The organism is Serratia sp. SCBI, from assembly GCF_000747565.1.
Taxonomy (GTDB): Bacteria; Pseudomonadota; Gammaproteobacteria; order Enterobacterales; family Enterobacteriaceae; genus Serratia; species Serratia ureilytica.
Window position 1 is genome coordinate 2,842,115 of the sequence record NZ_CP003424.1, and the last position, 19,160, is coordinate 2,861,274.

20 protein-coding genes are annotated in these 19,160 nt (G+C 59.0%); 10 read left to right on the plus strand and 10 right to left on the minus strand.

Going from position 1 to position 19,160, the window contains the following annotated elements; genetic code table 11:
* Nucleotides 1–64 precede the first annotated feature (64 nt).
* From SERRSCBI_RS13270 to rimJ, 3 genes are read right to left on the minus strand one after another with little or no spacing between them, the layout of a single operon-like run.
* The gene (locus tag SERRSCBI_RS13270) at nucleotides 65–985 is read right to left on the minus strand and encodes a Gfo/Idh/MocA family protein (protein WP_042784745.1); all 921 of its coding nucleotides are present in this window, start codon (nucleotides 983–985) and stop codon (nucleotides 65–67) included.
* Nucleotides 978–1,622, minus strand: coding sequence for a YceH family protein (locus tag SERRSCBI_RS13275; RefSeq protein ID WP_042784746.1), 645 nt, complete (start codon nucleotides 1,620–1,622; stop codon nucleotides 978–980). The genes SERRSCBI_RS13270 and SERRSCBI_RS13275 overlap by 8 nt, the downstream gene beginning before the upstream one ends.
* Before the next feature lie 9 nt (nucleotides 1,623–1,631).
* A complete protein-coding gene (gene rimJ / locus SERRSCBI_RS13280; protein ID WP_033644290.1) occupies nucleotides 1,632–2,216 on the minus strand; it encodes a ribosomal protein S5-alanine N-acetyltransferase in 585 nt (194 codons plus the stop codon).
* Between the two features lie 346 nt (nucleotides 2,217–2,562).
* On the opposite strand from rimJ, the gene mdtH reads away from it, so the two are divergent.
* From mdtH to SERRSCBI_RS13305, 5 genes are all read left to right on the plus strand, one after another.
* A complete protein-coding gene (gene mdtH / locus SERRSCBI_RS13285) occupies nucleotides 2,563–3,768 on the plus strand; it encodes a multidrug efflux MFS transporter MdtH (protein WP_033643370.1) in 1,206 nt (401 codons plus the stop codon).
* A 73-nt stretch (nucleotides 3,769–3,841) separates the two neighbouring features.
* Nucleotides 3,842–4,090: a hypothetical protein gene (locus SERRSCBI_RS13290; protein WP_033643371.1), complete on the plus strand. Its 249-nt coding sequence runs from the start codon at nucleotides 3,842–3,844 to the stop codon at nucleotides 4,088–4,090.
* Nucleotides 4,091–4,217: 127 nt separating this feature from the next.
* Nucleotides 4,218–4,865, plus strand: coding sequence for a glutaredoxin 2 (grxB, locus tag SERRSCBI_RS13295; RefSeq protein WP_033650938.1), 648 nt, complete (start codon nucleotides 4,218–4,220; stop codon nucleotides 4,863–4,865).
* A gap of 34 nt (nucleotides 4,866–4,899) precedes the next feature.
* Nucleotides 4,900–6,540 carry an AarF/ABC1/UbiB kinase family protein gene (locus tag SERRSCBI_RS13300; protein ID WP_042784748.1) on the plus strand — a complete coding sequence of 547 codons (1,641 nt, stop codon included), beginning with the start codon at nucleotides 4,900–4,902 and terminating at the stop codon, nucleotides 6,538–6,540.
* Between the two features lie 152 nt (nucleotides 6,541–6,692).
* Complete coding sequence (locus tag SERRSCBI_RS13305; RefSeq protein WP_016927416.1) at nucleotides 6,693–7,256, plus strand: lipoprotein; 564 nt, start codon at nucleotides 6,693–6,695, stop codon at nucleotides 7,254–7,256.
* A gap of 57 nt (nucleotides 7,257–7,313) precedes the next feature.
* Here the strand turns inward: SERRSCBI_RS13305 and yebF are convergent, their stop codons facing one another.
* The 5 genes from yebF to cspC form a co-directional block, all read right to left on the minus strand.
* Nucleotides 7,314–7,673 (minus strand): protein YebF, encoded by a 360-nt coding sequence (gene yebF / locus SERRSCBI_RS13310; protein WP_042784750.1) that lies wholly within the window; start codon nucleotides 7,671–7,673, stop codon nucleotides 7,314–7,316.
* A gap of 70 nt (nucleotides 7,674–7,743) precedes the next feature.
* Nucleotides 7,744–8,052 carry a N(4)-acetylcytidine aminohydrolase gene (yqfB, locus tag SERRSCBI_RS13315; RefSeq protein ID WP_004927562.1) on the minus strand — a complete coding sequence of 103 codons (309 nt, stop codon included), beginning with the start codon at nucleotides 8,050–8,052 and terminating at the stop codon, nucleotides 7,744–7,746.
* Between the two features lie 39 nt (nucleotides 8,053–8,091).
* Complete coding sequence (locus tag SERRSCBI_RS13320; protein ID WP_042784751.1) at nucleotides 8,092–8,415, minus strand: YebG family protein; 324 nt, start codon at nucleotides 8,413–8,415, stop codon at nucleotides 8,092–8,094.
* An 88-nt stretch (nucleotides 8,416–8,503) separates the two neighbouring features.
* The gene (gene dbpA, locus SERRSCBI_RS13325) at nucleotides 8,504–9,886 is read right to left on the minus strand and encodes an ATP-dependent RNA helicase DbpA (protein ID WP_033643376.1); all 1,383 of its coding nucleotides are present in this window, start codon (nucleotides 9,884–9,886) and stop codon (nucleotides 8,504–8,506) included.
* Nucleotides 9,887–10,033: 147 nt separating this feature from the next.
* Nucleotides 10,034–10,243, minus strand: a complete 210-nt coding sequence (cspC, locus tag SERRSCBI_RS13330; protein WP_004927572.1) for a cold shock-like protein CspC — start codon at nucleotides 10,241–10,243, stop codon at nucleotides 10,034–10,036.
* A 246-nt stretch (nucleotides 10,244–10,489) separates the two neighbouring features.
* Here cspC and purT point away from each other — a divergent pair, with 246 nt between their 5' ends.
* On the plus strand, nucleotides 10,490–11,668 hold the full coding sequence (gene purT / locus SERRSCBI_RS13335) for a formate-dependent phosphoribosylglycinamide formyltransferase (RefSeq protein WP_042784753.1): 1,179 nt from the start codon (nucleotides 10,490–10,492) through the stop codon (nucleotides 11,666–11,668).
* Nucleotides 11,669–11,702: 34 nt separating this feature from the next.
* On the opposite strand, the gene SERRSCBI_RS13340 is transcribed toward purT, so the two are convergent.
* Both SERRSCBI_RS13340 and SERRSCBI_RS13345 read right to left on the minus strand, forming a co-directional pair.
* On the minus strand, nucleotides 11,703–11,942 hold the full coding sequence (locus SERRSCBI_RS13340) for a YoaH family protein (RefSeq protein ID WP_033643378.1): 240 nt from the start codon (nucleotides 11,940–11,942) through the stop codon (nucleotides 11,703–11,705).
* A 70-nt stretch (nucleotides 11,943–12,012) separates the two neighbouring features.
* Nucleotides 12,013–13,014: a glycosyltransferase gene (locus SERRSCBI_RS13345; RefSeq protein ID WP_042785721.1), complete on the minus strand. Its 1,002-nt coding sequence runs from the start codon at nucleotides 13,012–13,014 to the stop codon at nucleotides 12,013–12,015.
* A gap of 525 nt (nucleotides 13,015–13,539) precedes the next feature.
* Between SERRSCBI_RS13345 and pabB the strand changes: the two genes are divergently transcribed.
* The 4 genes from pabB to SERRSCBI_RS13365 all read left to right on the plus strand — a co-directional run bounded on the left by pabB (nucleotide 13,540) and on the right by SERRSCBI_RS13365 (nucleotide 19,152).
* Nucleotides 13,540–14,913, plus strand: coding sequence for an aminodeoxychorismate synthase component 1 (gene pabB, locus SERRSCBI_RS13350; RefSeq protein WP_042785722.1), 1,374 nt, complete (start codon nucleotides 13,540–13,542; stop codon nucleotides 14,911–14,913).
* A complete protein-coding gene (locus SERRSCBI_RS13355) occupies nucleotides 14,910–15,488 on the plus strand; it encodes a CoA pyrophosphatase (RefSeq protein ID WP_042784755.1) in 579 nt (192 codons plus the stop codon). The genes pabB and SERRSCBI_RS13355 overlap by 4 nt, the downstream gene beginning before the upstream one ends.
* A gap of 446 nt (nucleotides 15,489–15,934) precedes the next feature.
* The gene (sdaA, locus tag SERRSCBI_RS13360; protein WP_025159820.1) at nucleotides 15,935–17,299 is read left to right on the plus strand and encodes an L-serine ammonia-lyase; all 1,365 of its coding nucleotides are present in this window, start codon (nucleotides 15,935–15,937) and stop codon (nucleotides 17,297–17,299) included.
* A gap of 266 nt (nucleotides 17,300–17,565) precedes the next feature.
* Nucleotides 17,566–19,152 (plus strand): EAL domain-containing protein, encoded by a 1,587-nt coding sequence (locus tag SERRSCBI_RS13365; RefSeq protein ID WP_033643382.1) that lies wholly within the window; start codon nucleotides 17,566–17,568, stop codon nucleotides 19,150–19,152.
* Nucleotides 19,153–19,160 lie beyond the last annotated feature (8 nt).

The following is a 19,160-nucleotide window of genomic DNA, read 5'->3' on the forward strand; positions in this document are numbered from 1 at the left end:
GCAGGCGTCAGTGAAACAATCGGCTCAGTTTACGCATCCGGAAAAGAATAGCTACCGCCATATGTTACATAGAGTTATCGCGTAACAAACGCTCGACCACCCGCTGCGCAACCAGCGCCTGCTCGCCGCCGGTTTCCGGCGCGCTCTGATTGGCGACGGCGCAGAGGAAATGCCGCACCGCCCCGTCGAAACCGCGTTGCACCAGCGTGCTTTGCCAACCCGGCACCGGCTGTTCCAACTCGCCCTGCGCATCTTCGCGCAGCCAGTGGCGCATATCGGTCAACTGATACAGCGCGCCGTCTGTCACCGCCTGCACGCTTTCGCGCTGGCTGCCGCCGCGGCGATGCATACTGGTCGTCACCAGCGTATCGCCACAGGCGAAGTGGTGCTCGGCGTACAGCATTTCGCCTGCAGCGTTGGCGCGCACGCTGCCGCTCAGCAGTTGCTCGCCTCCGCCCGCCAGCCACAGGGCGGTGTCCACCACGTGCAGATAGTCATCCAGCAGGGTAAAGCGCAGATCGTGAGGGCCGACGCTGTCCGCCCGATGTTTATCCATGCGAATGGAGGCGGGCTGATTCATTTGCTGCTTGAGTTGGCGGTAAAGCGGCGCGAAACGGCGGTTGAACCCCACCATCAGCGTTTTGCCCCGCCGCTCGGCCAGCTCAAGCAACTGCTCGCCCTGCTCCAGCGTTTCCGCCAGCGGCTTATCGACGTAAACATGTACGCCACGGTTAAGCAGCTCGCCAATGACCGAAAAATGGCTGGCGGTGCTGCTGTGGACAAAGACCGCATCGCACTGTTCGGCCAGGCTGTCCAGCCGAGGGAAACAGGCCATGCGGTAGCTGTCGCACAGCGGCTGCGCTTTGTGTTGATTAGGCGAGAAGCCGCCCACCAGCGTCCAGTCCGCCGCCTGACTGAGGATCGGCAGGTAGGCCTTCTGCGCGATGCTGCCCAGCCCCACCACGCCCACGCGCAATTTAGTCATGCGTTTCCCTCGCCAACAGTTGCTGCACCTGCCGTTTCAGCTCCGCCACGTCGTTTTCCAACGCGCTGACCCTGGCGCTCAATTCACCGTCGATCTCCGACTCGAGCGCCGGCGGCGCCTCATCGATTGGCCCGCTGAACAGATGCATGAAGCGGCTTTCGCGCTTGCCCGGCTCGCGCGCCAGGCGCACTACGAACGGGCCGTCTTCGCGCGTGGTCAACTGCTGCAGCACCTGTTCGACCTCGCTGACATCGCTGAACTCGTGCATTCGGTTGGTGCGCGTGCGCAGCTCGCCCGGCGTTTGCGCGCCGCGCAGCAGTAAGGTGGCGATCACCGCCAGTTCGGCGGGAGAGAGCTTCAGCTGGCCAAACTCGGAATTGCAAAACCGCTGCTCGTATTTCACGACCCGATTGCCGAACCCGCTGAGGGTGCGCAGGAAATGTTTGCGCAGCAACAGATCGAGGAGTTGCTGCACCTCGCTTTCACTCAGATCCATCACCGGCTCGCGGTTGGTCTTTTGGTTACAGGCCAGGGTAATGGCGTTAAGCGAAAGCGGGTATTGGTCCGGCGTCGTCACCTGTTTTTCCAACAGGCAGCCGATGACCCGGGCCTCTTTGGCGTTCAATTCATATTTCATCGTTTGGCCTCAACGTGGGGGTAGCCACTCTTTATTGGTGTATGCCGTCAAAACGTGGTCTTGCCACTTGCCGTCGATCAGCAGGTAATCTTTGGCGTAACCTTCGCGTTCGAATCCCAGACGCGTCAGCAATGCGCCGCTGCGCTGGTTATGCGGCATATAGTTGGCCATGATGCGGTGCATGCGCTGTTGGCGCAGCATATAGCGGATGGCGGACTGCAAGGCTTCGAACATCAACCCCTGCCCCTGCCATTTCTCCCCCAGCGAATAACCGAGGAAACAGGCGTGAAACGAACCGCGCAACACGTTGCTGAAGTTCGCCACGCCGCGGACTTCCTGCTCTTCCGGATCGAGCAGGATAAAATAGTAGGCGCTGCCCTGCTTTTGCATTTCAGCGATCATCCCCAGGCGCGCCTGCCAGCCGGACGGATAACAATGGCTTTCATCGCGCACCGGCTCCCAGGGTTTGAGAAAGGTCCGGTTCTCGGCATAATAGTCCGCCAGACGATAGGCGTCCCGTTCATGCACTAAACGGACCACCATCCGGTCGGTAGTAAGACGTACTTTTGGCGATGCAGAGCGGTAGCCGAACATCATTTCCCCCGCGGTCAAAACGGTTCGATAAGAAGTATTTATTAGGAAGCGTCGTGGATAATTATCCGACGCCGATCTGAAGCCATGACTTTATGTTGCCAATAGCGCCTCAGAACCGCGCTCCCTTGCATTCAATATAACCGTAGGCCGCCCCCGAGGTAAAATACCGGCCGCTCAGTAAATCGCCGAATACGCGTTTTACGGCGTTTTTCCGCCAATTTTGCAGTTCAGGTAACACCTTGACGATAAAAAAATATTATCTACTCCGCCCCTGTCGCCGTCCGCCAATTGGGTAGAGAATGGTAGGGTTGCCTTCCCCCTCTCTCTTAATTGCTCATGGTGATGCATGTCTCTGGTGTCGCAAGCGCGCAGCTTGGGTAAATATTTTCTGTTGCTCGACAACCTGCTGGTGGTTTTAGGCTTCTTTGTCGTGTTCCCGCTTATTTCGATCCGCTTCGTCGATCAACTGGGATGGGCGGCGCTGATCGTCGGCATCGCGCTGGGTTTGCGTCAGTTGCTGCAACAAGGGCTCGGCATCTTTGGCGGCGCGGTTGCCGATCGCTTTGGCGCCAAGCCGATGATCGTCACCGGCATGCTGCTGCGCGCCGCCGGTTTCGCCACCATGGCGATGGCCGATGCGCCGTGGATCCTGTGGTTCTCCTGCGCGCTGTCGGCCCTCGGCGGCACGCTGTTCGATCCGCCGCGTACCGCTTTGGTGATCAAACTGACCCGTCCGCACGAACGCGGCCGCTTTTTCTCGCTGTTGATGATGCAGGACAGCGCCGGCGCGGTAGTCGGCGCGCTGATCGGCAGTTGGCTGCTGCAATACGATTTCCACTTTGTCTGCTGGGTCGGGGCGGCGATCTTCGTGCTGGCCGCCGGCTGGAACGCCTGGTTACTGCCGGCTTATCGCATCTCCACCGTGCGCGTACCGATGAAAGAAGGCATGTTGCGGGTCGTGCGCGATCGCCGCTTCCTCACCTATGTCCTGACGCTGACCGGCTACTATATGCTGGCGGTACAGGTGATGCTGATGCTGCCGATCGTGGTCAATGAAATTGCCGGCTCACCGGCGGCGGTGAAATGGATGTACGCGATCGAAGCGGCGCTGTCGCTGTCGCTGCTCTATCCGCTGGCGCGTTGGGGTGAAAAACATTTTCGGCTTGAACAACGCCTGATGGCGGGCCTGCTGCTGATGACGCTCAGCCTGCTGCCGATCGGCCTTGCCAGCAGCCTGCAAGGCGTGTTCACGCTGATCTGCTGTTTCTATCTGGGTTCGATCATCGCCGAGCCGGCGCGCGAAACGCTCAGCGCGTCGCTGGCCGATCCGCGGGCGCGCGGCAGCTACATGGGCTTCAGCCGCCTCGGGCTGGCGTTGGGCGGTGCGTTGGGATATACCGGCGGCGGTTGGATGTACGATACCGGGCGGATGATGAACATGCCGGAGCTGCCCTGGCTGCTGCTCGGCGCCGTCGGCTTCGCCACGCTGCTGGCGCTGTACTGGCAATTCAGCCCGCGGCGCAACGCGTCGGTGATACTGCGCGGCGGCTAACGCCATAGAAATCCGGCCGAATCGGCAACAGCTGCTATCCTGTTAGTAAAAACACCCACAGGAGCCCGTCGGCATGAGCGAAGAAGCCAAATTACCGCAACTACTCGAACATATGATACTGAACTTGCGCATGATTTATGCGCGCTCCACCCTGGTGGAAAAGGCGCTGGCGCATATCCTCGCCAGCGACGCCGGCCTGAAAAACGATATTATCAAACAGCTGCAGGTCGTTACCGCCGCCAACGAACGCGATCAGATCGATTTGGAACAAGCCCGCATTCACCTGATCGATGTGCTCAACTCGGTACCGGTCAAGAAATAGCACTCCTCGCCCGCGCCTGTTGCGCGGGCAATATCGCAATAACGCACCATCCAACACACGCGTTTCAAGACAGCCTCGATAAGCTGTGGTAACTATTGCTGTTAAAACCTGACAACCCGGAGCAAGCATGAAACTGTTCATTTACGATCATTGCCCATTCTGCGTTAAAGCCCGCATGATTTTCGGCCTGAAACATCTGCCGATTCGCCTGGTCACGTTGCTCAACGACGATGAGACGACCCCGTTCAATCTGATTGGCAAAAAAATGGTGCCGATCCTGATCAAAGACGACGGCGAAGCGATGCCGGAAAGCCTGGATATCGTGCGCTATGTCGATGGCTTGGACGGCAAACCGGTGCTGACCGGCCGCACCAACCCGGCCATCGCCGAGTGGTTGCGCCGGGTCGACAGTTATGCGGCCAAATTGCTGTTGCCGCGTATTGCGCATGCCGATTTCGAAGAATTTGCCACCGACAGCGCCCGCCGTTACTTTATCGATAAAAAGCAGGCGTCAATCGGTGATTTCGCCGAGCATCTCGCCAACAGCGCCGATCTGATCGCCGAACTGGAGGCCGACCTGCAAACGCTGTCACCGCTGATCGTCTCCGCCGACGCCGTGAACGGCGAGCTTTCTGAGGACGATATTCATCTGTTCCCGCTGCTGCGCTCATTGTCGATCGTCGCCGGGGTTGCCCTGCCGGACAACGTGGAAGCCTACCGCAACCGCATGGCGCAGCGCAGCGAAGTGCCGTTGCTGCTGGATATGGAACAATAACGTTCGACAGTCACAAAAAGGATATGGCGTACTGATGCTGAAAATGGTGCTCGCCACCGCTCGCGATCGGGCGCGGCTGAAGGAAATTACTTCCGTTCTGATTCGTTATGGTTTGCAAGACGTTCTGCGCCTGCTGGGCCTGGGGGCGTTGCTGCATGGCGCCCGCGGTGAGCCCGCACGGCAGAGCGCGCAGCCCCTTCCTCAGCGGCTGCGCGAAGCGCTCGAGGCGCTCGGCCCAACCTTCGTCAAATTCGGCCAGATCTTGGCCACGCGTTCTGACCTGCTGGATCCGGCCTGGACCGACGAACTGGATCGCCTGCACAGCCAGGCGACGGTGTTGCCATGGGAAATGCTGGCGCCGCAGATCGTTGCCGATCTCGGCGATGATCCCGAGCAGCTGTTTGCCGAATTCGATCGCACACCGCTGGCCGCGGCGTCGATGGCGCAAATCTACCGCGCGCGCCTGCACAGCGGCGAACAGGTGGTGGTGAAAGTGCTGCGCCCCGGCCTGGCGAAAACCATTCACGCCGATCTGCGGCTGCTGGCCTCGCTGGCGGAAACCGTGGAGCAGCAGAGTCAGGCGCTGGCGCGCTATCGACCACGGCAGATGGTCAGAGCGCTGGCGACGGCGCTCAATCATGAACTGGATTTGACCCATGAAGGGCATAACTGCGATCGCGTCGCCGGCATGTTTGCGCGTGAACCTGACGTGGTCGTGCCGAAAATCTATTGGCAATGGTCTTCCCCGCGTCTGTTAGTGCAGGAATACTTGCCCGGCACCGCGCCGGAGACCCCCCGGCAGTTGGCGGAAGCGGGATTTGACGGCCCGCTGCTGGCGCGGCGCGGCGCTCGCGCCTTTATGAACATGGTGCTGGAGCACCGGCTGTATCACGCCGATCCGCACCCCGGCAACGTGATGGCGCTGAGCGGCGATCGCGTCGGCTTCATCGACTTCGGCATGGTAGGTCAGTTGTCCGAACGGCGGCGCAACCAGTTGCTCCTGCTGCTGCAGGCCATCGCCGATCGTCAGTCCGAAGGCATCGTCAACACGCTGATCGCCTGGTCGGACAGCGAACCGCTGGATCTGATGGACCTGGAGCTGGCGGCGCAAAACTTTCTCGACAAGCAGGCCGCCGCCACCCTGACGCTCGGCAAAGCCCTCACTGACCTGTTGGTGATGGCGCGTGAGCACCAGCTGGCGCTGCCGCCGGATCTGGTGCTGCTGTTCAAGGCCTTAATCACCGCCGACGGCGTGCTGCACCGGCTGGATCCGGCCTTTGACATCGTCGCCACGCTCAAACCGATGCTGCAACAAACGGTGCTGCAACGTTATGCCCCTGACGCCGTGCGCCAACGGCTCTTGGCCCTGGGCGGGGAAGCGCTCGACGCCGGAGAGGAGCTGCCGCAAACCCTGCGGCTGTTGGTGCGCCGCCTGAAACGCGGGCAGCTCAATGCCGACATTAACGTCAAGAACCTCGGTCAGTTGAGCAAAGCACTGGAGCGCGGCGCCGTCACCCTGGCCATCGCCATCGTCACCGCCGCTTTTGCCCTTGGGCTGGCGCCTTATCTGATGCATTCGTCGCTGCGGCTGTGGGGCATTCCGCTGTTCCCGTTGTTGGGAGGCGCAGCCTGCCTGGCCGGCGTGATCCTCTTGGCGCTGCGATTACGGCGCTGACGCTTTCGGCGTTATCCGATAGGTCTCGCCCTGTTTTACGCGCACTATTCCCGCCATACCGCCGCCTGCCGTTTTCACGCGCAGGCGGAGCGTTTATAATGATTAATCAATTATCTGCAGCACTTTTCGCCAGCAGTCGCAATGAGGCATTAATGAAGAAGATCCTGATGGGCGCAGCCGCCCTGCTGTTCGCCGGCGTATTGGCCGGTTGCAATCAACTGACCCAGTACACCCTGAGTGAACAGGAAGTGAATGACTACCTGCAGAAACATAACGACTATCAGAAGCAAATCGGCGTGCCCGGCCTGCTGGACGCCAACATCGTGCTGACTCAGTTGCAAAGCCAGATCGGCCGCAGCGAACCGGGTAAAGTCACCCTTTCCGGCGACGCCAAGGTCAACATCACGTCGATTCTCGGCCCGCAGACCGCGGATCTGAAGCTGACGCTGAAGGCGCAGCCGGTTTATGACCGGGCGCAGGGCGCCATTTTCCTGAAGGACATGGAGCTGACCGATTACAGCGTGCAGCCGGAAAAAATGCAGACGGTGATGAAAGCGCTGACGCCGTATCTGAACCAGTCGCTGAAATCCTACTTCGACCAAAAGCCGGCTTATGTGCTGAATCCTGACAACAGCAAAACCGAAGCGCTGGCGAAAAAACTGGCGAAAGGGTTGGAAGTGAAACCGGGGGAATTGGTGATCCCATTCAGCGACTGACGCCGCCTGAGAACATCAAGCCCGCCGCTCGGCGGGCTTTTTACTGCCGGGAAAGCGTTACTGTGGGGCGCTGTAGGCGATTTCGCCGGTGTTGCAGTTGAGCGTCACGTTGTAGGTTTTATCTGCCTTGGTGCCACGCACCGTCAACGGCACCTGCCATACCTGATCCTTGCCGCTGATGGCATCCGGGCTAACCCAGGCAATCGGCGTTGCGGTACCCAGCAGCTTTTTGTCCGACTCCCAGCGCGTAATGCGGTTCTGCAAGAAGTCGCGCTTGACCTGGGCGGCGATATCCGCTGGCTGCAGGCCCGCACACTGCCCCACCTTGGCGGCGCGCTGTTCGTGATCCTGCGCCCACACCGCCGTCGATGCTCCCATCATGGCCAACAAGGCGATAGCAAAACCCGTTTTTTTCATATGTCCTCCCGTTGTGATTAGCGCTATCCGGGCGCCCATCCCTGGCTCACAACAGGGCTTCGGCAAAGGGTTACCGTTTGACGAACTCAATGACAAACAGCGCATCCAGGCCCGGATAGATTTCCTTGATCACCTGCTTCAGTTCGCCGAGCGACATGTTCTCCTGCTGTGCGTGGCGTTCGGTCAGCGCATCCAGGCGCACCGGCGTTACCGACAGCACTTCGATAAAGCAGAAAAATACGCCGTCCTCATTGCGGCTGACGCGCAATACCTCACCCGGTTCAAAATGCGATTCACTGGCATCCCGAATGGTGATGGTTTTACGCCCGGCCAGAATGTCTTGCTCAAAGCGGCTGAAGAAAGTTATTTCACGGCTCATTTTAGATCCTTTTTCATCACAACACCGCAACATAAGTCATTATGCCGCCTGCTTTTCTGACGCAGATCCCTCTTTTGGGGTATAGGCCGCTTTTTTCGCTTTGCTTTCCGCTGGTTTCTTGAGGGTTTCCGCCGGCGATGCGCCGCGCAGAATCAGACCCAGCGCATCCTTGTTTTCCGCCAGGAAGAAGCTCAGCCCTTCGCGCTGTTCGTCATCCAGGTTCAGCGGCGCCTGCTGCAGCCACTCCCCAAGGTTGTCCGCCAGATCCAGCATTTTGTCGTAGGCGTCGGCTTCTTTCTTGCTCGCGAAAGTCATTTTTTCCTCACCGTTTCTCACCACCACATATTTAACTTCAACCGCCATGCGTGCGTCCTCAAATACTCAAATTACTGTGATTATATACAGTATAGATAGATCGTGGCGGGAAGGCAAACCGCCGCCCGCCTTCGGCTTATTTCAGCAGCCGCACCTTGCAGCTTTTGCCTTTGATTTTGCCCTGCTGCAACTGTTGCAGCGCCTTGCGCGCGCTGGCTTTGCGGATCGCGACATAGGCATGCACCGGGAACATATCGATCTTGCCCACTTCCGCCGCCGTCAGCCCGGCATCACCGGTCAGCGCCCCGAGAATATCGCCGGGACGGATCTTCGCCTTGCGGCCACCGTCGATACACAGCGTCACCATTTCCGCCTCCAGCGAGCCGTTGGCCGCCCCGCTCAGCTCGGACACCGGCGACCAGTCGACGCTCATCTGCAGATAGTCTTCAATCGCGTGCGCACGCGCCATTTCCTGCGGCGTGCACAGGCTGATCGCCAACCCGCTCATGCCGGCGCGGCCGGTACGGCCAATACGGTGCACATGCACTTCGGGATCGAACGCCAGCTCGTAGTTGACCACCAGCTCCAGCTCTTTAATATCCAGCCCGCGTGCGGCGACGTCGGTCGCCACCAATACCCGGCAACTGCGGTTGGCGAAACGCACCAACACCTGGTCGCGGTCGCGCTGTTCCAGATCGCCATGCAGCGCCAGCGCACTGATGCCGCGGGCCTCCAGGGCCTCAAGCACCGTCTGACAGTCGCGCTTGGTATTGCAGAACACCACGCAGGACGCGGGTTGATGATAGCGAATGGCCGACACCAGCAGCGCTGGGCGCTGATCGCGCGTGGTCTCATAAAAGCGTTGTTCGATGGAGGTCTGCGCTTCGCCATCGTCCACCTCGACGCTCAGCGGCTGGCGTTGAACGCGCGCGCTGATGCGCTCGATGCCTGCCGGGTACGTGGCGGAAAACAGCAGCGTCTGACGTTGCGGCGGCGTATAGCTGATCACATCGTCGATGTCGTCGGCGAACCCCATGTCCAGCATGCGATCGGCCTCATCCAGCACCAGCACCTTCAGCTCGTCCAGCTGCAGCGTTTTCTTGCGCAAGTGTTCCTGGATACGGCCCGGCGTCCCCACCACGATGTGCGGCGCATGCACCAGCGAATCGAGCTGCGGCCCCATCGGCTGGCCGCCGCACAGCGTCAGGATCTTGATGTTTTGCGTAAAACGCGCCAGGCGACGCAGCTCTTTGCTCACCTGATCGGCCAGCTCGCGGGTGGGACAGAGCACCAGCGCCTGCGTGGCGACCTGACCGACGACGATACTGTTCAGCAGACCAATGCCGAAGGCCGCCGTTTTACCGCTGCCGGTTTTCGCCTTGGCGCGCACGTCCCGCCCTTGCAGGATGGCGGGCAATGCGGCGGCCTGTACCGGCGTCATTTCGGCGTACCCCAGTTCGTTGAGGTTGGCCAACTGTTCGGCTGGCAGCGGCAGGGAAGAAAAAGAAACTGTGCTCACGGCGATAACTCTTATATGACGAATGGAATGGCGGCGCGCCCGCAGGTAAGCGCCGAATCAGCGGTAAATGATAACAGAGATGGGCGGCGTTACGGGGTGCGGGCATAAAAAAACCCGCCGGCGGCGGGTTTCTTGGCAACGCAGTCGTTAAATCGCAACGACGTTGGCTGCGGCTGGGCCACGTTGGCTGTCCTGGATGGAGAACTCAACCTGCTGGCCTTCAGCCAGGGTCTTGAAACCATCGCTGACGATAGCGGAGAAATGAACGAAAACGTCTTTAGAGCCGTCGGCAGGGGTAATAAAGCCGAAACCTTTGCTTTCGTTGAACCATTTAACGTGACCAGTGATCTTGCTCATTTGTGTTTCCTTTACTTGATAAACCTGCCTTGACGGCACGAGACGCGAAAACCTTTCGATAAGTAGGCCTTCTTTCGCCGTCGGTTATTAACGCACAATCGCTCATACAGGGCAAATATTTCTGTTTGTTATAAAAACAGCCAGTTAGCAACAAAACCGGCGCGGCGGCTGCGCGCGCAATCGTTTTCGTATATACTGCCCGCCGATCATCAATCCGCTTACTTTCACCGATCCAGGTACGAAACTATGTTAACGATTGGAACCGCCCTGCGCCCTTCCGCCACCCGCGTCATGTTGCTCGGCTCCGGCGAGCTGGGTAAAGAAGTCGCCATTGAATGCCAGCGCCTCGGTCTGGAGGTGATCGCTGTCGATCGCTACGCCGATGCGCCGGCCATGCATGTGGCGCACCGCAGCCACGTCATCAATATGCTGGACGGTGACGCGTTGAAAGCCGTCATCGAACACGAGCGACCGGACTATATCGTTCCCGAAATCGAAGCGATCGCCACCGCCATGCTGGTCGAGCTTGAACGCCAGGGCCACCGCGTAGTGCCCTGCGCCGAAGCCACACGCCTGACCATGAACCGTGAAGGCATCCGCCGTCTGGCGGCGGAAGAGCTCGGTCTTCCCACCTCCAGCTACCGCTTTGCCGACAGTGAAATCGCTTTCCGCCAGGCGGTTGAGCATATCGGCTACCCGTGCATCGTCAAACCGGTGATGAGCTCTTCCGGCAAAGGCCAGAGCCTGATCCGCACGCCCGAACAGCTGCAAAGCGCCTGGGATTACGCCCAACAGGGCGGCCGTGCCGGCGGTGGCCGGGTGATCGTCGAAGGGCTGGTAAGATTTGATTTTGAAATTACGCTGCTGACCATCAACGCCGTGGATGGCGTGCATTTCTGTGAGCCGATCGGGCACCGTCAGGAGGATGGGGATTACCGCGAATCCTGGCAGCCGCAACGCATGTCGGCTACGGCGCTGAGCCGGGCCCAGGCTATCGCCGAGAAAGTGGTGAAGGCCCTGGGGGGCTTCGGGCTGTTCGGCGTGGAGCTGTTCGTCTGTGGCGACGACGTGATCTTCAGCGAAGTGTCGCCACGCCCACACGATACCGGCATGGTCACGTTGATTTCACAGGATCTGTCTGAGTTCGCCCTGCACGTGCGCGCGTTTCTCGGTTTGCCGATCGGCGCTATCCGCCAGTTCGGCCCTTCCGCTTCGGCGGTGCTCCTGCCACAGCTCACCAGCACCGATGTGCGCTTCAGCGGATTGGAAAACGCGCTGCGCGGGCACAACCAGCTGCGTCTGTTCGGTAAGCCGGAAATCGCCGGCCAGCGCCGCCTGGGTGTAGCGCTGGCGACGGCGGACACCACGGAACTCGCGGTGGAGCTGGCGAAACAGGCCGCCGCCGCCGTGGCGGTCAACCGCTAAAACTGACGGGGCCGCTTGCGCGGCCCCGATAACATCAATAGTCTTCGTCTTCTTCAGCATCGTCATCCCGCGACGCCTCCGGCGCGGCATCCTGCTGTTCGTCTTCGTCATCGAACAGCACCGCGACATGAGCGCCCTGATGCTTCTCACGAATTTCCTGCGCAACGCGAGCAATGGCCTCACCGCTGCTCATGCCCTGTTCCATCAGCTGATGGATGCGATCCGCCGCTTCCTGCTGCTCCGCGTGGCTCAGTAATGGCATACCTGCATGCATGTGTCGTTCTCTCCGGCAAAAGGGAGAAGGAGTATACGCGCTAACGCGGCGGATCCCAACGTCTTGTGCCTCAGGCCGGCTGTGAACAGCCGTTATCGTTGCGCCACTGCTTTAAACGGTGCCGCCACAGCATGACATGCCACCCCTGCTTCACGCCGCGCGCATTGGCGAGCATCGCTCTGTCGATGCCACGTTGGTAAAACTCTTCGGTAATCTGATTCTGAGCGGCCGGATCCGGCTCACGGCGAATGCTGTGGCAAATCCCCAGCGCTTCGCGGGTGATCTGCCAATGGAACGCCGGCCGAATGGCGATGGTGCTCGCATAACGCAGGTTGAGCCGCTCCAGCATTTCGACGATTTTCATATAGTGGCGCTGATAATCCACGTTAGCCTTGCCGGTGCGACGGCGATTGCTGATCGACTTGTCGTGCACCCGTTGGCGGTACAGCGGCGTGCTTAAATATTTGACCCGCTTGGCATTAAACATGACCTCCGTCGTCCAGGGAATATCCTGGTGATGTAAGCCCGGTTCAAAATAGAGCCGATGCTGGCGGATAAAATCGAGACGATATATCGCCAACCACACAACGTGAATAAACTTTCGCGATTTCAACGCGCGTTCGAACCATTGAACGCCAGTGATAACATCAGTGGTGCGTAAACGCTCCTGAGGAAAAATCGGCTGCAATTCGTCCTCGCTGGCAAAATAGCGTTCGCCATTGCATTGCATCACGTCTAATTGGTGCCGTTCGGCCTGCTCCAGCAGCGTGGAATACATTTCCGGCGCCAGCAGATCGTCAGCGTCGGGAAACGCCACGTATTTTCCTCGGGCAACGGCGAGCCCGGCATTACGCGCATTGGAAACGCCGGCGTTCGCCTGATCGATAACCCGAATATGCGGATGCGCCGCCGCATAGCGGTGGGCGACCTCCCCCGAACCGTCGGTGGAACCATCGTTAACGATGATCACCTCCAACCGCTGTTCTCGTTGAGCAAGCAACGAAGCCAGGAAAGGTTCTAACAGTTCTCCCGCATTGTGCATCGGGACGATGACGCTCAGCATTAACGACATAGGCAGCTCTTCAATAATAATGTAACAAAATGATAATTTTATTTTTTTGAAAAATAGAAATCGCTTCAGCGCCCGAGCGAAATATGACGCAAACATTCACATTTCCGCCGCGAGCTAAATAAGATTCATCTTGTTTGTCTTTTCATGCTTTCTACAAGAAAAGCGTTCCACAACAAGGAATAACTTTCACAAGACGGCCACCTTAAAAAACACAGGCAAAACCGTTTCGCATCGCCCACTTAATAACAGCGAGCAACAATAAAAGTGTGAAATTAACGAGTTGTCTTTATATTTCTCGGGTCTTGCGCCCTCGGTGAAAAATGCTTCCAGTTATTTTGACGTTAAATTTTTAACATATCGAAGTATAAACAATGGCGCAAAAAATGCCTTATTTCAGGTTTATTGAACTGCCGTTTATGTGAGGTGTGCTGCATGTCTCGCATGGCAAAACATGCATGCCATGGCCGTCTATGGCACACTAGCCGCCAGATATTGCCGTCTTCACAGCCAGGTTTATTGACGTTCATGAGCGTAACCGCCCCAAACATAAAGTCTTTGCCCTACCATCGCAGCGCCCTGATGACGCTTTTTGCCCCGCTTTCATCGCAGCCTTGGGCGATGCTGCTGCACTCGGGCTTTGCCGACCATTCGCACAACCGCTTCGATATTCTGGTCGCGCAGCCGCGCATTACTCTCACGACTCATGGCGCCACCACAGAAATCACAAGTGACGACGTAACAATACGGTCGCAACAAGATCCGTTTGAGTTGTTGCAACAGCAGATGGTGGCGCAAGGTTGGCAACCGGCCTTTAATCCGGATCTGCCGTTTCAGGGCGGCGCCCTGGGGCTGTTCGGCTACGATCTTGGGCGGCGGGTGGAAAGCTTGCCGCAGTTGGCCGAAGCCGACCTCACCTTGCCGGACATGGCGGTGGGCATTTATGACTGGGCGCTGATCGCCGACCACCGGCTGCAAACGCTGACGCTGCTCAGCTATGGCGACGTGGAACAGCGCTGGCGCTGGCTCAATAGCCAAACCGCGCCTGCGGCACGCCCTTTCACGCTGCTGAGCGACTGGCGCGCCAATATGAGCCGGCAGCAGTACGGCGAGAAGTTCCAACGCATTCAGCACTACCTGCGCAGCGGCGACTGTTACCAAATCAATCTGGCGCAGCGATTCTCCGCAGACTATCAGGGAGATGAATGGCAGGCGTTTTGCCGATTGAGCGCAAGCAACCGCGCGCCGTTCTCCGCGTTCTTGCGTCTGCCGCACAACAGCGTGTTGAGCGTTTCTCCCGAGCGCTTCCTGTGGCTGGAGCAGCAGCGCATCCAAACCCGCCCGATCAAGGGCACGCTGCCGCGGCTGGCGGACGCGGAACAAGACACCGCACAGGCTCGACGTTTGGCCGGTTCGCCCAAAGATCGCGCTGAAAATCTGATGATTGTCGATCTGCTGCGCAACGATATCGGCCGCGTCGCCCAGCCCGGCAGCGTGCGCGTGCCGGAGCTGTTCGTCGTGGAGCCGTTCCCGGCGGTGCACCACCTGGTGAGCACCATCACCGCAACCCTGCCGGACACCGCCTCGGCGACCGAACTGCTGCGCGCCTGCTTCCCCGGCGGCTCGATCACCGGCGCGCCCAAGGTGCGGGCGATGGAAATCATCGAAGAACTGGAGCCGCAGCGTCGCAACGCCTATTGCGGCAGCATCGGTTACCTGAGCGCCTGCGGCACCATGGACACCAACATCACTATTCGCACGCTCGTCACCGAAAACGGCCGCATCCATTGCTCCGCCGGTGGCGGCATCGTGGCGGACAGCCAGGAACAGGCGGAATATCAGGAGACCTTCGACAAGGTTGGCCGCATTCTGCCGCAGCTCGGGGAGTGCGCCCAGTCGTGATCCCACCAAATGCACCGGCTTCACTGCACGCCTTTATCAGCCGTTTCCAACTGCAGCTGCCGCAGGCGGCGCAGATCTCGCACAATGTGCGCCCGGCCGCAGTGCTGATCCCGATCGTCTGTCGCGCCGAGCCGACGCTGCTGTTGACCCGCCGCGCCGACTCGCTGCGCAAACATGCCGGCCAGGTGGCCTTCCCCGGCGGTAAAACCGACGATGAAGACGGGTCGGCGATCGTGACGGCGCTGCGAGAAGCGCAGGAAGAAGTGGCGATACCGCCGCAGGCGGTTACTATACTCGGCCAAATGGCGCCGCTCGACAGCAGCACCGGATTTCAGGTCACGCCTATCGTCGGCCTGGTCTCGCCGGACGTGCAGTTCCGCGCCAACGAAGGCGAAGTGGCTGACGTGTTTGAAATGCCTTTGCGGGAGGCGCTGACCCTGTCGCGTTACTACCCGCTGGACATTCATCGCGCCGGCCATACGCACCGGATTTACCTTTCCTGGTACCACAGCCAGTTTATCTGGGGGCTGACCGCCGCCATCATTCGCCGCCTGGCGCAGCAAGTCAGTATTTAGCCGGCATTGCGTGATCTGACTCGCAATCTGGCACGGTTGCCGGCCTCCGCTGCGGGTAAAGCGATCGAAATCACTTCATTTGATCGCTTTTTCAACTACCGTTCCGGTTGAATGGTTTTAAAAAAACTGTAAACCCTCTCTTAAACCTTACGAAATACCTGTAAAATACCACCGTCCGAGATAAACCACTGTAGAAACAGGGATTAAGCCGGCGGCGTTCAGCAAGGAAAGCTGGCGCGATTACCGTTAATGGAGCTTGGGCGAAAGCGGATGCCCCGCACAAGGGTTCGCCCCGGGTAATCAGTAAAAAAAGCGACACCACGGATTATTTAATTTCATGCGAAAAAGGCAGCCGAACCCGCACGGCCCTTTTACAATATCGCTGTTCCCTGCGCGGTTCTTAACCGCCGCAGCCATAACAATACGTCTCTTTAAGGAGTTTTAGCGTGATTAGCGTTTTCGACATGTTTAAGATCGGCATCGGCCCGTCCAGCTCTCATACGGTTGGACCGATGAAAGCCGGCAAACAGTTTGTCGACGATCTGGTAAATAAAGGCCTGATGCCTTCTATCACGCGTGTTGCCGTAGACGTTTACGGCTCACTCTCATTGACCGGCAAAGGTCACCATACCGATATCGCTATCATTCTCGGCCTGGCCGGCAACATGCCGGACACCGTCGATATCGATAGCATCCCGGGTTTTATTCGCGATGTAGAACAACGTCAACGCCTGATGCTGGCCAACGGCCTGCATGAAGTCGATTTCCCGCGCGACGGCGGCATGGTCTTCCGCAGCGACAACCTGCCGCTGCACGAAAACGGCATGCAGGTCCACGCCTTCGCCGGCGATAAAGAAGTGTATAGCAAGACCTATTACTCTATCGGCGGCGGCTTCATCGTCGATGAAGAGAACTTCGGCAAGGCCGCCGAGCAAGAACTGCAAATGCCTTATCCGTTCAATTCCGCGCGCGAAATGCTCGACCACTGTCGCGAGACCGGGCTGTCGCTGTCCGGCATGGTGATGCAGAACGAACTGGCGCTGCACAGCAAGCAAGAGATCGACACCTACTTCGGTAACGTCTGGCAAACCATGCGCGCCTGCATCGATCGCGGTCTGAACACCGAAGGCGTGCTGCCGGGCCCGCTGCGCGTGCCGCGCCGTGCCTCCGCGCTGCGCCGCATGCTGGTGGCGTCGGACAAGCTGTCCAACGATCCGATGAACGTGATCGACTGGGTCAACATGTTCGCGCTGGCGGTTAACGAAGAAAACGCCGCCGGCGGCCGCGTCGTCACCGCGCCGACCAACGGCGCCTGCGGCATCGTGCCTGCCGTGCTGGCTTACTACGATCACTTCATCGAGTCCGTCAGCCCGGACATCTATATCCGCTACTTTATGGCGGCGGGCGCCATCGGCGCGCTGTACAAGATGAACGCCTCCATTTCCGGCGCCGAAGTCGGCTGTCAGGGTGAAGTCGGCGTTGCCTGCTCCATGGCGGCGGCCGGCCTGGCCGAACTGCTGGGCGGCAGCCCTGAGCAGGTATGCGTGGCGGCGGAAATCGGCATGGAACACAACCTGGGTCTGACCTGCGATCCGGTCGCCGGCCAGGTGCAGGTGCCGTGCATTGAGCGCAACGCCATCGCCTCGGTCAAGGCGATCAATGCCGCCCGCATGGCCCTGCGCCGCACCAGCGAACCGCGCGTTTCGCTGGATAAGGTGATCGAGACCATGTATGAAACCGGCAAAGACATGAACGCCAAGTATCGAGAAACATCACGCGGCGGCCTGGCTATCAAGGTGCAATGCGACTGACCGACAACCCCGCCACCCGGCGGGGTTTTTATGGGTAATCAATTCATTGAGCGTTTTTGTGACAATGTCACCAGAAAAAATCCTGCATTTTTCTCATCGATCCGGCGGTTAGCCTGCAAATTGACCTTCTGTTTTGCCAAATCGAAATAATTTACTGAGTTACCATCAATCTTGTATAACCTCAGGCTAGAATTAGCCGAGCGCAACTTAAGGATCTATGGCCTGACCGTGACTCGGAGCTGGATTACCGAACAAGGATTTACCGGATGTTGATGACCCACCTCGCCGCGTCCCAATATCGTTACTACCGTTGGCTGCTGGCCGGAGCGGTGGGCGCGGCTATTCTGTTGGTATCGCTGTATACCCGTTACTATCAAGAGGTCAAAAGCATCGAGCAGAGCCAGCAAACGTTGGCCACCCGCACCGTCGGCAAGATTGACCAGCTGCTGTCCCCCGCACAGCTGCAGGCGGAACGCAGTATGGACATGCTGGAACAACCCTGCGAGAACGTCTCATCGACCCTACGCTTTCGCGCTGCGCAAAATCAGGCGCTGCGCGCCATGCTGCTGGTAAAAAATGGCGTCATCTACTGCTCCAGCCTGTTTGGCGCCCGTCATTATCAGTTGGCCGCCGTGCTGCCGATTTTCGTCAACAGCAACGTCAAGCTGGCGCTGCGCCCTTCGTTGGCGGTGAGCAAAGGACTGCCCACGTTGGTGATGTGGACACCCTCCCCCGGCGATAGAACCAGCGGCGTTCTGCACGTCTTCAATATCGAGCTGTTATCGAACTTTTTACTCGAACCGCAGGAGCCTTATGTTCAGCGAATGGTGCTGAACGTAGCCGACAGCAGCCTGGAATACGGACGCCGTGAAATCCTGCGCCGCGACACCCTGACCAACGATCTGCGTTACACCGCCGGTTCCGAGCGGTACCCGTTCTCGATTTCGCTGTTCGGCCCGCAGGTCGGCATGCTGGCGTTTTCCGCACTGCCGCGCCATATTCCTCTGGCGCTGTTGATCAGCCTGCTGGCGGCCTATGTGGTCTACCTGCTCACCGCTAACCGTATGAGCCTGTCTTATCACATCGGCCATGCCATTACCCACCGGGAGTTCCGCGTTTACTGCCAACCGATCATTCACAGCGATACCGGCCGCTGCGCCGGCGTCGAGATGCTGCTGCGTTGGAAAAAGAAACGGCAGGGGTGGATCTCGCCCGACGTGTTTATCCCGCTGGCCGAGCAGCATGAGCTGATCATTCCGCTGACCCGCTATCTGATGAACACCGTGACGGAAAATCTGCAGCTATTCCCGCCGCGGCCGTCGTTCTACATCAGCATCAACGTCGCGGCCGAGCATTTTAAAACGCTCAACATCATCGACGATATCCGCCAGATTTGGCTGCCGGCGCACCCAATGCCGTCACTGATGCTGGAGCTGACCGAGCGCACCGCGCTGTCGGCCATCCAGCATGACCAGATCCGGACGCTGAAAGACATGGGTATCATGCTGGCCATCGACGATTTCGGCACCGGCCACAGTTCGCTGAGCTACCTGAAAAACCTCAGCCCGGACGTGTTGAAGATTGACCGCGGGTTTACCGCGGCCATCGGCACCGACGCGGTAAACGCAACGGTGACCGACACCATCATTACGCTGGCGCAGCGGCTGAAGCTGAAGTTGGTGGCTGAAGGGGTAGAAACGGCGGAACAGGCTGACTACCTGCGCTCACGCGAGGTCAATGCCCTGCAGGGGTATTATTTCGCCAAACCGATGCCGATCCACGTTTTCCCGCTATGGTTGCAACAGTACGAATCGCGCGTCAGGCATGCGCAAGAGGATCCGCCGGAGGCCTGAGCCTCCGG

Coding starts and splice junctions, on each gene's coding strand:
- cspC (WP_004927572.1), bottom strand. CDS start 10,243: ATGAGCAAGATCACTGGTCACGTTAAATGGTTCAACGAAAGCAAAGGT.
- SERRSCBI_RS13275 (WP_042784746.1), bottom strand. CDS start 1,622: ATGAAATATGAATTGAACGCCAAAGAGGCCCGGGTCATCGGCTGCCTG.
- SERRSCBI_RS13290 (WP_033643371.1), top strand. CDS start 3,842: ATGAGCGAAGAAGCCAAATTACCGCAACTACTCGAACATATGATACTG.
- SERRSCBI_RS13320 (WP_042784751.1), bottom strand. CDS start 8,415: ATGGCGGTTGAAGTTAAATATGTGGTGGTGAGAAACGGTGAGGAAAAA.
- rimJ (WP_033644290.1), bottom strand. CDS start 2,216: ATGTTCGGCTACCGCTCTGCATCGCCAAAAGTACGTCTTACTACCGAC.
- SERRSCBI_RS13365 (WP_033643382.1), top strand. CDS start 17,566: ATGTTGATGACCCACCTCGCCGCGTCCCAATATCGTTACTACCGTTGG.
- mdtH (WP_033643370.1), top strand. CDS start 2,563: ATGTCTCTGGTGTCGCAAGCGCGCAGCTTGGGTAAATATTTTCTGTTG.
- SERRSCBI_RS13300 (WP_042784748.1), top strand. CDS start 4,900: ATGCTGAAAATGGTGCTCGCCACCGCTCGCGATCGGGCGCGGCTGAAG.
- SERRSCBI_RS13305 (WP_016927416.1), top strand. CDS start 6,693: ATGAAGAAGATCCTGATGGGCGCAGCCGCCCTGCTGTTCGCCGGCGTA.
- purT (WP_042784753.1), top strand. CDS start 10,490: ATGTTAACGATTGGAACCGCCCTGCGCCCTTCCGCCACCCGCGTCATG.
- SERRSCBI_RS13340 (WP_033643378.1), bottom strand. CDS start 11,942: ATGCATGCAGGTATGCCATTACTGAGCCACGCGGAGCAGCAGGAAGCG.
- grxB (WP_033650938.1), top strand. CDS start 4,218: ATGAAACTGTTCATTTACGATCATTGCCCATTCTGCGTTAAAGCCCGC.
- SERRSCBI_RS13270 (WP_042784745.1), bottom strand. CDS start 985: ATGACTAAATTGCGCGTGGGCGTGGTGGGGCTGGGCAGCATCGCGCAG.
- yebF (WP_042784750.1), bottom strand. CDS start 7,673: ATGAAAAAAACGGGTTTTGCTATCGCCTTGTTGGCCATGATGGGAGCA.
- SERRSCBI_RS13345 (WP_042785721.1), bottom strand. CDS start 13,014: ATGTCGTTAATGCTGAGCGTCATCGTCCCGATGCACAATGCGGGAGAA.
- yqfB (WP_004927562.1), bottom strand. CDS start 8,052: ATGAGCCGTGAAATAACTTTCTTCAGCCGCTTTGAGCAAGACATTCTG.
- pabB (WP_042785722.1), top strand. CDS start 13,540: ATGAGCGTAACCGCCCCAAACATAAAGTCTTTGCCCTACCATCGCAGC.